We start from the raw sequence: 15177 nt of genomic DNA, 5'->3' as shown, positions 1-15177 counted from the left end.
ATATGGCGGTAAGTAAAACTGAGGATCTGGAAGCACAGTGGTATGCGGAGATGGAGAATAAGGCCAAAGGGCTGGATGAAGAAACATCGGGTCTTGCATCTGTCGTTATTGGACTCAGCCGTTTGAATTATTATGGCGGCCAGGAGGAGGAGAGCAAGGCGTGCATGGAACGGCTCAGGGAGTTGGCCGGAGGCGGTACAGATAACGGATTCTATGAACCGCTGCTGACGGCTGTCAGGAAGCTGTTCAGCCCGTATACCGCAGAAGTGATGACCTACATAGTGGAGCATTGTACGGAGTATCCATACAGCAGGGGATACGTGCGCAGACCGTACCGTACCCGTAATCCTGAGCTGCACAGCGCACAAATTCTGAGCAAACTGAGCTCCCTGATCTTCATGGAGCGGCAGGGTTTCGTCCTTGGAGAGTATCTGCGCAAAAAGGACAACGATACGGATTACAATGTGAGTTACCGCTTCAGGCTGGTCTTAAGCGATGTCATAGCCTATGAGCTGGACCGTGAGGACAGCAGCGGTATGCTGGACGACCTTAAGGAAATGGTCTACGGCGATAATCAGGCAGCGGTGCTGAGCTACGAGGTGATCAAGGGCGTATTCATGAGTCACCGGAAGGAAGCTGTGGTTATGCTGGGCGAGCTGCTGCTGGCTGCCAAGCTGCAGGAGGGTCTGCGCCAATCGCTGGTTGAGCGGATGGATGAAGGAACACTGGATAACAATCTGTACGTGCTGAAGCTGATTCTGGACAATGATTTCATCCGCTACAGCTCTGTCGTGCGCGCGCTGGGCGTGTGGACGGGCATGGGGCTGGAAGCCCAGAATCAACGGGTGGCCAAGAGCCTGATTGAAGGCGCATACCTGGTTCTGCAGGATGAAGCGGTGCGGGCAGCATGGCTGGAGGATGCGAACGCCCATCATGTCTACCTGAGCCTGTGGGCAACAGCTGTGCATGAGGAAGAGGATCTCTATGGACGGATTGGGGTTCTGATGGCCGGAGGGCAGCTCTATCAGAAGATTGTGGCCCAGTATGTGCTGGCGAACAGCCAGAACAGCGAGCTCCGGCTGGAGAGCGCTCGGCAATCTCTGGAGGAGCAGGACCTGGAGCTGCAATACTGGGTTCTAAGCAACTATAGCTACGGCTACAGCAGGCTGTGGAGACCGGACAAGAACGGGCCCAAGCTGGAGCTGCAGCGTTCACCGCAGCTGGAGGAGAAGGCGGCACGAGAGCGGGATTTCACTGCCCTCAAAGCGATGTTCCTGCGCACTCCCCATCGTGAATTAACCGGGGAATCCAAAGTGCTGGATTTCGTCCAGGTGAACTACACCCCGGAGCTTCCGGTGCGCAAAATGCTGTACCTGACCGCGTATGATATGGACAGCACCTGGATTGCCGAGCTGATTGCACTCAAGGATGAGTTCTCGCCGGATCTGCGCGGCGAACTGCTGGCCAGCTTCATTAGCGACCCGCTGAATCCGGTGCAGCGTGAATTCGTGTTCGCCAGCCTTGGCGATAAAAGCATGAAGAACCGTGAGCTGGCCCTGGAGCAGGCCAAGGAATGGACACTGGATGCTGAGGAACTGGTGCAGGCCGAGGCGCTGCTGAAGCTGAAGACCGGATCGCTGCGCCAGAACGTGACCCGGCTGCTGCTCAGCCAGCCGGATTCGGCGCTTGAAGGCAGCATCCAGCGGCTGCTGCAGGAGAAGAACAGCCTGCAGCGCCTGGCCGCGCTGGAGATGGTGACGGTGCTCTTCGAGGATGAGCAGCGCAGCAGTCTGTATGAGGCGGTGCGTCCACAGGTGGAGGCGATTGCCGAGCCTGCGGCGAAGGAACGGGAGCTGATCGCGAAGCTTAGCCGCAGGAATGAATATACGGCGGCGAGCGGGTTCGGGCTGTTCAACCCGGGGGAGACGGAAGCATGGCTGACCGGGGGGCCGCAGCCCGGAGAATTCAGCTGGGATAAGGTGTTCTCCCTGCCGCTGGAGGAGATCAGGACCTTCCTGCACGGGCTGGATGAGCAGGTTCATGGACAGCGGGACACGGAATATGTCAGCGAATATTATTCCGGCCAGAAGGAGACGCTGCTGGTCGGTGCGGTGCTGCGCACACTGAAATGGACTATGGCTAAGGACAGGGACAAATCGGCTTCTCAACTGGAGGAGTATCCGCTCCATGAACTCTGGTCCGCCTATCTCCAGCAGAGCGGCTGGAATCCAAAGATGCTGCTGGAGCTGAACTTTTACAACCAGCTGGATGATCTGGATGGAACGATGGAGAGCTATTACCGGTACTACAGAGGCTCTATGGATTATAGGGAGCTGAAAAAACATAAGCTGCTGGAGGGCTGGAGAGCGGAATTCACGGAGCAGGTATATCCGCTGCAGACCATCAGGGATGTAGCAGAGCTGTTTGAAGGGCTGCGGTACGGCAATCAGGTGAAGACTCTTATCGGGGCTTTCTATGCAGACAGTGACAAACTGGATAACTTCAGCCTGGCCGCCGGGGCGCTGAATGCGCTGATGGCAGCGATGCCGGAGGATAAGCTGGAAAGTGAGCCGGCGCTGCTGAATGTTCTGGCCCAGCCATGGCTGAGGATGATGCGGGACCGGGCGGACGGGCCGGAGGATTTCAAGGAGCTGTTCAGATCCTTCTATGTATTCGACCGGATGAACCCGGAGGATGCCGGCACCAGGCTGGAGCTGTACGATTATCTGAAGGCTTACGAAACGGGATTAATCGGTGAAGGTGAATTGTACAAGGAGCTGCTTACCGGCCATGACAACCGCCATCACATGCGCACCCTAACCGGCCGGAATGTGGAGTGGATTGACGACAGTGAGCGGGTTGCCGGAATCCGCACTGTATTGATTGACCGTCTGCTGGAAATCGAGCTGGCCCGCGGGGAGCTGCCGACCGAGGTAACCCCGCTGGTGATGGGGCTGCAGCGGATCCAGGGAATGGAGTATTTCATCCGTATTCTGGCGGGGCTCGACAAGGAGACCTTCATCCGGGGTTATGTATATGGCTATGGCGACAGTATCACGAAGAAGGAATCATTCAGCCATCTGCTTAAGGTCAGCCATCCCCGGGAGGGTGAAGACTCTGCACTCCTGCGGACGCTGCTGAAGGATTCCGGTATCACGGAGAAGCGGCTGCTGGAAGCCGCCATGTATGCGCCGCAGTGGATTGAGATTATCTCCGGCTATCTGGATTGGGAAGGCATCCGCAGTGCCGCGTGGTATTTCCACGCCCATATCAACGAGAGCTTCTCGGCGGAGAAGGAGACGGTGGTGGCGCATTACTCGCCGATTACCCCGCAGGACTTCAATGACGGCGCTTTTGATATGAACTGGTTCCAGTCGGCGTATCAGACGCTTGGACAGAAGCGGTTCGATCTGCTCTACGACTGTGCGAAGTATATCTCTGCGGGTGCGAACCACCGGCGCTCCCAGCTGTTCGCTGATGCCACCCTTGGCAAGCTGAAGCTGGAGGAAATGAAGCAGTCTGTGGAACAAAAGCGTAACAAAGACCATCTGCTCAGCTACAGCCTGATTCCGCTCCGTAAGGACCGGGAGCAGGATATCCGGGAGCGCTATGAGCTGATCCAGCGCTTCCTTGCGGAGAGCAAGAAGTTCGGCGCACAGCGGCGGGCGAGCGAGGGGCTGGCGGCACGGATTGCCCTTGGCAATCTGGCCCGCAATGCCGGATATGCCGATGTTACCCGGCTGATGTGGGATATCGAAGCCCGCAAGCTGGATGAGCTGAAGCCATACTTCGAGCCTCATGCGCTGGATACCGACACCTTCGCCCAGCTGGTCATTGATGAGCAGGGCCAGAGCGAGCTTGTCATTACCAGCAAAGGCAAGGTGCTTAAATCGGTGCCTGCCCGCCTGAAGAAGGATGCCTATATCGAGGCGCTGAAGGAAACGCGGAGCGAGCTGACGGCCCAGTTCCGCCGGGCGCGCCTGGAGCTGGAGCGCTCGATGGAATCAGGCAGCAGCTTCACGCTGCAGGAGATTACCGGGCTCAGCCGGAATCCTATTCTGGCGCCGCTGCTGCGCGGTCTTGTCCTGAAGAGCGGCAGCGCACTGGGCTACTTCGCGGCCGTTCCGCCTGCGCTGGAGAATCCTTCCGGAGCGCAAGCTGCTCTTACGGATAAGGATGAGCTATTCATCGCCCATCCGCTTGATCTGTATAACAGCGGGCAGTGGAGCCTGTACCAGAAGGATCTGTTCGACCGGCAGCTTAGCCAGCCGTTCAAGCAGATCTTCCGGGAGCTGTATCTGCCGAATGTGGATGAACTGGCGAATGGCGGCGTATCCCGCCGCTATGCCGGCCATCAGGTGCAGCCGCGCAAGACGGTCGCGCTGCTGAGAGAGCGGCAGTGGACGGTCAGCTATGAAGAAGGGCTGCAGAAGGTATTCTATGGCGAGAATCTGATTGCACGGCTCTACGCCATGGCGGACTGGTTCTCCCCGGCCGATACGGAGGCGCCAACGCTGGAGACGGTCGAGTTCTTCGACCGGACTACGTATAAGAACGTCATGCTGGATGCGGTGCCGCCCCGCCTGTTCTCCGAGGTGATGCGCGATGTGGATCTGGTAGTGAGCGTAGCGCATGTGGGAGGCGTCGATCCGGAGGCCAGCCTGACGACTATAGAGATGCGCCGGGTGATCGTCAGTGAGTCCCTGCGTCTGCTGAAGATCGGCAACGTCCGCGTGGACGGCAGCTATGCCCGGATTACCGGGACGCTGGGCGAATATGCAGTGCATCTGGGCAGCGGCATGAGCTATAAGCAGGCCAGCGGGGCGCTGCATATTATCCCGGTCCATTCGCAGCACCGCGGCCGGCTGTTCCTGCCGTTCCTGGACGAAGATCCGCGCACGGCGGAGATTCTCTCCAAGGTCGTGCTGCTGGCTGAGGATACGAAGATTAAGGACCCTGAGATTCTGGCGCAGCTGAAAGCTTAAGCAGCTGAGTCTGATCAGTAGGGGTGAGTCGTGCGGCTTAGCCTATGCTTCAGCCGCAGAGAACCTATAGCAGGTATGCAAAAAGCACCGGCGCTGAAACAGAGCGCCGGTGCTTTTTACTATAGTGTAAATTGAACAATACCAAAACGCGGATAACTCCGAAGAAGCGGCTAAAGAAGCCGGGAGCAGCATTGGCAAGGGATTGACTGCGGATGTGGCTGTGACTGCGGGTGTAGCCGGATATAGTTGGATATTGTCCACTTGCTTATGAACGGAGGGACCCTTGCCGGGCAACAGTTGGATAATCAGCACTTAATAGGCTGCAAATAGATCAGAGTAGGGGAAATGCATGAAATTAAATGACGTTTCTCCAACTAATACCTCAGACTCCGTCAAAACACCCAAATTAAGATACGTTTTTCCAATTAAAAATGCTGGATGGATGCTCCCTGTGGCCACCATTTTATAAAACTGCTAGTTTTAAGGGAAAGTAACAGGGAACGGTGTTAGCCCCCGGAGAAGGCCTATCGCCGTTCCCTGTACATTCGCAGCTTACTGTTTGTTTTTCAGAAACTCGGTCCACTGGGCAGTGATCTCAGCCTCTACCTTCTCGATGCCTGAGGCTTTGAGCTTGGCGATATAGTCGGGAAGCACTTTGTCCGGATCAACCGCTCCGGTCTCCAGGGCAGCTTCAAACTCATTTTTGACCGCGTTGATGTTGGCGGCTTCGGCCTTGATCTTATCCTCGCTGTACTGGAAGCCATTGCTGGCAGGCACGATTGCATTATTGTTCAGCTCGATGGTCTTCTCCCAGGTGTCTGCGGCCTGGCCCGGCTTCAGATAAGCATTGAACTGGTTACCGAACACCCAGTCTCCGTTAGGCGCATAACCGGAATTCTCAATCGGAGCGATGATCTGCTCGTCGACCTTGGTGTAGTGTGTGCCTTCGATACCGTTACAGATCAGGTTATAGAGATATTGGTCGGTGTTGAGCAGATTGATGAGCATCAGGGCACGTTCAGGATTCTTGGAGTTCTTGTTGATGACCTGAATGGCGCTGGCAATCCCGGTGAAATAGCTGTCAGAGATCGGAGCGTATACGACATCATTGCCGCCGTTAATCGCTTTCTCACCGATCTCTCCGCCCGGCTTCGAGGTGAATTCAATCGCTACAGCCACATTGCCTTTGCTCTTGAGATCATTGATATTCTGCAGCACAGGCGCATCCTGGTTGATGTACCCTGCCTTGTACCAGGCGTTCATCGTCTGGAAATATTCTTTCTTGTTCTCCAGCTGTGTAATCTTGGAGATGAACTTCATCTCCGGGTCGTCTTTCTTATAGAATACGGAAGAGCCGTCGGCGCCGACTTCAGTGCGGTCAATGTAGATGCCGTTGGAATTCTGGGCGAGACCGAGCGGTATGATTCCTTTTTCATTGTCCTTCAGTGTCTTGAGGAACGGCTCGATGTCTTTGTAGGATTGAATGGACGCGAGATCAAGATTGTATTTGTCGGCAAAACGTTTCTGGATCACCAGACTCTTCTGCTTGGCTGCGATCTGATAGATCGGGAAGCCGTAGACTTTGCCGTCGGCGGCTTTCATGTCCGGCCAGAATTTGTCGGGAATATTGGCACGGGCTTCGGGTGCATAGCTGCTGATCATTTCATCTGTTATTTCCAGATAAGCGCCCCGGTCAATATAAGGCTGATAATTGCCGAGCCAGCCCTTGGAGCTGAAGGCAATGTCGAAGTCTTCCTGGGCGGCGAGCATGGCATTCAGCTTCGGCTCATATTCGTCAAAGGTCAGCGGTTTGAGCTCGACGGTGGCGTTGATTTTGTCCTTGATGTATTTATTAATCTCATCATTCACCAGCTGCTGGTCTTTGCCCGGGTCAGCGGCTACCGGATAAATGAAGGTCAGCTTAACCTCAGGCAGCTCGGTGGCAGCAGGTGTGGCGGCGGGATCGGTGCCGTTTGTGGCGGCCGGCTCGGTTGTGGCGTTGCCTGCGGGGGCTGCGCCGTTGTTTCCATTATTATTGCTGTTGCCGCAAGCCGCGAGAACCGACATACAGAGCAGGAGTACACACAGCAGCACAGCGGTGGATTTCGTGTGTTTGATCATTCATGAACCCTCCATTATTTTGGAATAGAAGCTATTCTTTCAGGGAGCCTACCGTGATGCCTTTGACAAAGTACTTCTGGAAAAAAGGGAAGATCAGCAGCATCGGACCGCTGGCCACAATAGCCATCGCCATCCGCACTGACAAGGTCGGGAAGCTCGCATACTTCAGCTTATCCGAGACCTCCGCCATCGGCGAGTTGGCCAGGAAGTCGGCCTGGGACAGGATGCGCACGAGCAATAGCTGCAATGGGATGAACTTATCATTATCGATGAAGAGCAGCGCATTGAACCATTCATTCCAGTAGCCGAAGGAAATCAGCAGTCCGAGCGTAGCCAGGGCGGGCGTGGACAGCGGCAGGATAATCTGGAAGAAAATCCGGAACTCCCGGGCGCCGTCAACCTTCGCCGACTCGATGATTTCCTTGGAGATTTTGTCCAGAAAGCCTTTCATAATCATAATGTTGAAGGGGCTCAGCAGACCGGGAATGATCAGCGCAGCCAGTGTGTTCTTCAGATGCAGATACTGGGTCATCAGGATGTAGAACGGAATCAGTCCGCCGTTGAACAGCATGGTGAAGAAGACGAAGAAGGTCAGCTGGCGGTTGTAGCGGAAATCTCTGCGGCTGAGCGGATAAGCCATCATGGCCGTCAGCAGGAGCGAGAGCACGGTGCCGATTACAGTAATCAGTATCGTTACCCCGTAACCGCGCAGCAGGGTAGTGGGCTTCTCAAACACAATCCGGTAAGCCTCGAAGCTCCACGCCTTGGGCAGAAGGTTATATCCGAACTGGCTCAGCGCATCCTCCGATGTCAGCGAGATGGAGATGACGAGCAGGAACGGAAGAGCGATCATCAGGCAGACTATGATGAAAAATACATTGATGCCGAAGTTAGACGGTGCGGATTTGGCTGTGTTCATGTTCATGTGTGTGCTCCTCCTGTTCAGAAAAGTGCGCTGTCATCGTCGATTTTGCGGACGACATAGTTGGCAGTGACGACTGTGATCAGTCCGACTACCGATTGCAGGAAGCCGACAGCTGCCGCGGAGTTGATATCCCCCAGCTTGGTCAGTGCCCGGTAGACGTACGTATCAATAATGTCGGTGGTCGGGAAGTTCGGCCCTACGTTGTTCGGCAGGAAATAATGCAGGCCGAAATCGCCGCGGATAATATTACCGAGCCCCAGGATGAACAGAATAATGATCAGCGGCCTGATCAGGGGCAGCGTAATTCTGCGCATCATCTGTACACGGGTCGCCCCGTCCAGCGTGGCAGCTTCATAGTAATCCGGGTTAATGCCGGTCATGCCTGCATAATAGATCAGGGTAGAGAAGCCGATGCCTTTCCAGAGCGAGACCAGCGGGAGAATGAAGATCCAGGGGGTCGTCTCCAGATACCAGTTATGCGGGTCGATGCCCACATAGCCGAGCAGCGTGTTAAGATATCCGTTCTGGAAGTCGAAGAAAGCGTTACCAATATAACCGACGATAACCATCGAGATGAAAAAAGGCAGGAACATCGTGGTCTGGTAGACCTTGACCAGCCGGCCTGACAGCTCATTCAGCAGCAGTGCGAGCAGCAGAGCGGAGAGTGTCCCCAGGATAATATAAGAAAAATTGTACAGCAGCGTATTGCGGATAATGCGGAAGGCGTCCTGCGCCTTGAAGAGGAATTCGAAATTCTGCAATCCTACCCATTTACTTCCGAAGATCCCCTCGTCATATCTGAAAAACTTGAATGCCAGAATCAGACCCACCATTGGAAAGTAAGCGATCACCAGCTTGAATAGTATTCCGGGCAAGGCGAGCAGCAGCAGTTCGCGGTTCTTGCGCAGATGCCTGAATTCGCTTATCACCCATCGTAGAACAGCGGGCTGCCTGCGGCCTGTGTTCCCCGGAAGTGTGCTTAGTTCGGCCGGCTCAGGCTTTCCCATCTTCATCTCCTCCTCCGTTCTGTTATGAATCCATCATGCCATGGAGGGGAGGAGGGAGGATACAATGTCATGTTCGAAAAGCTGTGCAGCGGGAGTATACAATATGAGAATTCCTGTGTATTCTTGGAATCGGCACGTTCAGGACAGTGATTTCTTAAGCCGGTAATCCTTCGGAGTGGTGCCGAACCGGGTCTTGAACAGCCGGAAAAAGTAACTCTGATTGGCATAGCCGCATTTATCCATAATCTCTGAAATCGTATAATCGCTCTGCAGCAGCAGCTCCTGTGCATGCCGCAGCCGGATATCGTTGATATATTCGGTAATGGATACGCCGCAGCTGTCCTTGAAGAGCTTGCCGAGATAGGCGGAGGTCAGCTTGACGTTCGCCGCAATGGACTGCTGGCTCAGATTAAGGTCGTTGAACTTCTGTTCAATGACCTCTTTGACAGTGCCGATAATCAGCTCATTACGTTCAGGACTGGCCGGCCGCTGGCCTTCACAGATGGTGGCACACAGCGACAGAAGAGCTACGTAAATCTCCTCCAGCGTCTCATGCGCCTGGGGAATCCGGTGAATCTGATCGATGTCGAGGGGCAGGGAGCCTACCCGGTTGCCGGAAATTTCCGCCGCTGTATTCTGCACCACCCAAGCCAGGTCGGCAACGACACGCCGCATCTCTTCATACTGGAATGTGGCGAGGAGCGAGAAGGCTTTCTCCAGTTCGCTGCCTGCGGCCGTGAGCTGGCCTTTCTTCAGCGCCTCCGACAGCTTGCGTTCAATATCCGGCGGCAGGGTCTTGCGTTTATTTCCGAGATTCTCCCGGACATCCTCCGGCAGGATGATCGATTTGTATCCCGAAGCAAAGGTATACAGAGATAATTGATAGGCCTGGTAGTAAGCAGCGGAGAGCTGCGGAAGCTGGGAGATTACGCTGCTGATTCCTCCGGACAACGACAGGCCGTAATACTGGCCGATCGTATCCTGAATCTCCCGGATGAGCGGCTTCGTCCCGGCAAAATCAGATGTGGTGCCGGAAGCCGCCGATACAATCAGCACGATATGGTCGCCCTGAAGATCTACAGCTTCGCAGGGGTAAGCACGCGACATAATCTCCTGGGCGATGTTGACCAGAGCGAAGCTGTGCAGCTTCTTGGAAGAAGGCGGCGTCGCCAGGTCATAAGCGGCATAACGTTCGATGCGCAGCACACATACGAGCAGGGATTCCCGGGCGGAGATATGCAGCCCGTGCTTCTCAATCAGCAGCTGCATGTCATTATGGGAGAAGATCCGGCTGTCCGTCAGGAACTTGCGGATGTAATATTTGTTCACGATCTGCTCGGAGCTGATCTCCTGCAGCTTCTCCTGCATGCGCTGATAATGCCCGCTCATGAGATCCAGCTCGTTACCGTATGGTTCATCCGCCTGCTTCGGATCTGCGGACAGCGGGCGCATCCGCCGCAGCATATTCTCAATCGGGTCATAGAGCTTGTAGGAGAGCCAGACGGATACGGCAATCGACAGCAGCAGGAAGCCGCCGGTAATCAGCAGCGATTTCGTGCGGGCATCGGTCACATCCTTCATGACGGAGGCATACGGCTGGACATACAGGATCGTCCAGTCGCCGATGCCTTCCATATAGGTGATAATGCTTTTGCTGTTGCCGGTATTGCCGGTGACTGAACCGGAGCCTGCGCCGGTCATGGCCTTATCCTGCCGGATCAGTTCGGTAATACCGTCCAGGTCCGGTTGATTACTCTGCGCGAGGTTCTCGCCGGACAGCAGCTGTCCGCCGGAAGTCTGGATATAGATTTGGCCTTGGGCTCTTGTGCCTGCATCATTCAGTTTGGCGAGGCTGTCGAAGACCCAGCCGGATTTAATATAGAGAATGAGCGCAGAACGGTCGCCGGTAAAGGGGATATAGGCATCGGTTACGATGAAGGCGAAGGCATCGATTCCACCGTCCGTCCGCTCCAGGCTCACCGGGATCAGCCGTGAGGTCGGATGCGGCTGCGCCGGATGCAGCAGCCACTCTGTCATCCGTTCTTTGGTGACACCGCCGTCGACCAGGAAGTTGCTGGTCGAGCCGTACAGCTCGTTGCTTGAAGCGTTGTAGACGGCAATGGAGTGCAGGAACGATGAGCTTTTCATCAGATTGGCCATTTCACGGTAGCCGCGGATATAGTCCATTTGAGGCAGGGGTTTCGAGAACAGCAGCGGGATCAGCAGATTATCGTTATAAGCGAAGGTGGAGAGGTGGGTAATAATTTCATTCATGGAGGAGAGATTATATTGGGTCTGCGTCAGCACCTTAAGGTTGGAATTCTCCTGCACATTCTTGATCGAACGTTCCAGCACGTAGGTATTTACAACGGCTAAGCCGGTCAGAATCAGGGCCATGGCAAGCATGATGGAGAACATGACGGATTGGAAGTATTTTTTCGATTTATAAAATGAGAACGGTTTCATGAATCCAGCCCCTTCGGCGCAGACATTGGTGTGAGAGTAGGTATGATATAGTTTTAAACAAATTTGCCTAGAGGTGCAAGGCTTTTGTCAGATGCCTGGATGATATTCTGTAAAATTAAAGCTTTTGGCGTTTTATACAGTGCGTAAAACATGCTTTTTGATAAAATGAACAGTTTCTCCCCCTGTAGAAGGTATGGCAAGATAAGGAGGAGATGTCCCGGCTCACATTCAGTCTGCCCTGCCGGAAGCATCGGATCATGCGGGAAGCCGGAAGTCAGTCTTGCAGCCGATTCAGAATTGAAGGGGAGGGATTTATGAAGATGACAAGCAAGCTGAAACACGCCTCAAAACTGAAAGTGCGGATACTCTGTATTCTTGGTGCTGTATCGCTTCTCCTGCCAGCCGTGCCGACAACTCCAGCGTTTGCCGCAACGCTAAATGTAACCGCTTACGGTGCGAACGGCGGGGATACCGCAGACGACAAGGCGGCGCTCCAAAGTGCTGTAGATGCAGCGGTCAGCGGAGACACTGTGCTCATTCCGGCGGGAACCTACTATCTGTCAGGAACCGTCAACAGCAAAACCGGAGTCAAAATTGCCGGGGCCAGCCGGGATTCGGTAATTATCAAGTTCACTCCCGGCGCCACGGCCGCAACCTTCTTCTACCTGCATAATGCGCTGAATGCTGAAGTATCGGACATGACCCTCGACGGAGGCAACAACACCGCAGCCCAGTCTGCCGTTACTTCCGAAGACAGCAACGGCAACAAAATGCGTAATTTGCGGGTCAAGGATTTCGTCGCATCGAGCGGCTTCGGACCTTTTGCGCTATATGCTGTAAGATCGACCCATATTGAGATTTCGGGCAATACAATCACCAACACCGGTGTGAATTCCGACTGGGGAGGCGGGGTACGGGCCGGCTGGGGCTCCAGCTATGCGCTGATCGAGAATAATACGATTGCGGATACGGGCCGGGGCGGGATTTTTGTGAATGATGACAGTCCTTATGCCATTGTCCGCGGCAACACCATCACCGGCACCGGTAAAAAAATGGAGGGCCTCGGCATCGAGCTGCATACCAACGTCGACTATTCGCTGATTGAGAACAACAACGTCGATCACTGGATCAGCGCCGTACGCTCGAAGTATATTGCGGTGCGCAACAATGTAGTTAAGGCAACGGACGGCTCTGTCGGCCACATGGGGCTGGAGGTTATGGTTGACCATGGTGTCACCTCGGACAATCTCGTAGACGGGGGACAGCAGGTGGGCATGCAGCAGTCGCCGGGTACGGGCTATCAGCTGTGGAACTACAATACGGTGCAGAACATCGTGATGTGGGGCATGCAGCTGCAGGGTGCCGGTACCGGACAGACGGAGCAGTATCAGTACTTTTATAAGAATATCTGGAAAAATGGACCGGCCGGCAACCCCGCCGCCGCTTATCCGGGGTATGACGGCAATGCCGTGCGGATTCACGGGGATACGCGGAACATTACTTTTGACAGCAACCAGATTCTGAATAACGGCCGGAAAGCTATTGAGATTACGACAGCTTCCGGGGTGGACCGGATCAGCTTTGTTAATAACACCATTACTGGAAACAGTGGACCATCCATTGACCAGTATCCGTCAGCGGCTGCTGATCTGGAGTGGAGCGGCAATACCGTCAGCGGCAACGGTACGAATACGCAGCTTACCAGCCGGGGCTTCAGTGATCCGAAGCCGGTAGCCAATTTCACCGCACCGCTGACCGTTCAGTTGGGGCAACCCGTCACATTCACCAATACGTCCACAGACAATGGCAGTATTGTGGAGAATCTGTGGGATCTGGGTGAAGGCATTCCGGTTACCACGGTGAGTCCAACCTATACGTACCAGAAGGCAGGCACCTATAAGGTCATACTTGGTGTCTGGGATAATGGCGGCCGGGCCAGTGTGAAGGAGCAGACGGTGACCGTATACGCTGGTCCGCCGGATACTACGGCTCCTACCGCACCGGGCAGCTTAAGCACGCCTTCCAAAACAGATACCACAGTCAATCTGACCTGGTCGGCATCCACCGACAATGTGGGGGTATACGGCTATACGATCTATAAAAATGGTGTAAGCACGGGAACTACAGTAGGTGCAGGTGCAACCTCTTATACTGTAACTGGGCTTACAGCGAATACAGCCTACAGCTTCACGGTGAAGGCCAGTGATGCGGCGGGCAATCTGTCGGCGGCAAGCAATGCGCTGAGTGTAACGACGAATGGTCCGGATACGGTGGCCCCGAGTGCTCCGGCGAATCTCGCTTCACCGGCCAAGACGGACACCAGTGTCAGTCTTACCTGGAGCGGATCAACCGATAATATTGGAGTCACGGGCTACAATGTCTATAAGGGGGGCGTACTGACCGGGTCGACCACGGGAGCACTTAGCTTTGAGGTGACGGGTCTTGCGGCAAGCACAGCCTACAGCTTCACCGTCAAGGCGAAGGATGCAGCGGGCAACCTGTCGGCCGCGAGCAATACACTGAGCGTAACGACGCTGGTATCCTCGGCTAACTGGGTTCCTTGTGCCGGTGAGAACAATCCTTGTAACTTCACAGGCACCAAGCAGGTGCGCTTCGGGGCGAACAACAGCTACGCCTACGGCACCTACACCAATACCGTCATGTGCTCGACGAATGCCTTCGGCACCGATCCGGCCGTGGGTTTCTACAAGACCTGTGATGTGAACCAGGGTGGAGGCAGCAACCCGACACCGACACCAACACCAACACCAACACCAACACCAACGCCAACGCCGACACCAACACCGACGCCAACGCCGACACCAACACCGACACCGACGGCAACGCCAACGGTAGCACCGACACCAACGGCGACAGCGACGGCAACGGTAGCACCGACACCAACACCAACGGCGACGCCAACAGTAACACCAACACCGACGCCTGGTGGTTTGACTCAGGTCGGGACGATTACCCGTGAATACTGGACCAATGTTACGGGAGGCTCAGTTTCAGCCATCCCGGTAGGGACGACACCAACCGGGGTTACGGCCTTGACGAGTTTTACAAGTCCGTCGAACTGGGCCAACAGCTACGGGGAACGCGTAAGAGGATATATTGTGCCGACGGTTACAGGTGTTTATCAGTTTGCCATTGCCGGAGATAATGACTGTGAGCTCTGGCTCAGCACGACTAACAGTGCGGCCAATAAGGTCCTGATCGCCAACGTAGCCGGCTGGACGCCAGCGGGAAATTGGACCTACCAGCCTTCGCAGAAGTCCGGCCAGATTACATTGACCGCAGGACAGCGCTATTACGTAGAGGCGCTGCACAAGGAAGATCAGGGCGATGACTCCCTGTCCGTAGCCTGGACCGTTCCGGGTGGCGGATCAACGTTCACGGTCATTGACGGGGCGCATCTGGCTCCAATTCAGTAAGGTAAGCAGGATACAGTTATAAGTTACGGAGGCTTTCGCAGGGCTAAAGGCGGCCCCGCGAAAGCCTCTTTGCTGCGGAAATGAACAGTAAATCTCATAAAGTACAGTATGAATGCGGGCAATTGCCATATTGAACAGTAGATTTTGTAGTGTGATAGCCTGCATGCTGGAGACAGGAGCTGGTGACGCAGAAAGCTGTGAAGAAGGTTGTGAAGAAGGCTACGAAGAAGCCTATA

General features: G+C 54.9%; 6 protein-coding genes. 2 read left to right on the top strand and 4 right to left on the bottom strand.

Features of this window, described 5'->3' with window-relative positions; translation table 11 throughout:
• Window positions 1-2 precede the first annotated feature (2 nt).
• Window positions 3-4985, top strand: coding sequence for a DUF4132 domain-containing protein (locus MHI42_RS16150; protein ID WP_342424447.1), 4983 nt, complete (start codon window positions 3-5; stop codon window positions 4983-4985).
• A gap of 552 nt (window positions 4986-5537) precedes the next feature.
• On the opposite strand, the gene MHI42_RS16145 is transcribed toward MHI42_RS16150, so the two are convergent.
• From MHI42_RS16145 to MHI42_RS16130, 4 genes are all read right to left on the bottom strand, one after another.
• Window positions 5538-7106, bottom strand: a complete 1569-nt coding sequence (locus MHI42_RS16145) for an ABC transporter substrate-binding protein (protein ID WP_342424446.1) — start codon at window positions 7104-7106, stop codon at window positions 5538-5540.
• A gap of 31 nt (window positions 7107-7137) precedes the next feature.
• A complete protein-coding gene (locus tag MHI42_RS16140) occupies window positions 7138-8031 on the bottom strand; it encodes a carbohydrate ABC transporter permease (RefSeq protein ID WP_246354609.1) in 894 nt (297 codons plus the stop codon).
• Window positions 8032-8048: 17 nt separating this feature from the next.
• Entirely contained in the window at window positions 8049-9038 is a 990-nt protein-coding gene (locus MHI42_RS16135; protein WP_340990753.1) for an ABC transporter permease subunit, read from the bottom strand.
• Window positions 9039-9176: 138 nt separating this feature from the next.
• A complete protein-coding gene (locus MHI42_RS16130; RefSeq protein ID WP_342424445.1) occupies window positions 9177-11504 on the bottom strand; it encodes a helix-turn-helix domain-containing protein in 2328 nt (775 codons plus the stop codon).
• A 314-nt stretch (window positions 11505-11818) separates the two neighbouring features.
• Between MHI42_RS16130 and MHI42_RS16125 the strand changes: the two genes are divergently transcribed.
• Window positions 11819-14941, top strand: coding sequence for a fibronectin type III domain-containing protein (locus MHI42_RS16125; protein ID WP_342424444.1), 3123 nt, complete (start codon window positions 11819-11821; stop codon window positions 14939-14941).
• The last annotated feature ends 236 nt before the right edge of the window (window positions 14942-15177 follow it).

Origin of the sequence: Paenibacillus sp. FSL E2-0178 (assembly GCF_038593005.1) — a bacterium.
GTDB classification, from domain to species: Bacteria; Bacillota; Bacilli; order Paenibacillales; family Paenibacillaceae; genus Paenibacillus_AQ; species Paenibacillus_AQ phytohabitans.
Note: the sequence above shows the minus strand (reverse complement) of the source record. Positions and strands in the feature narration are given on the sequence as shown.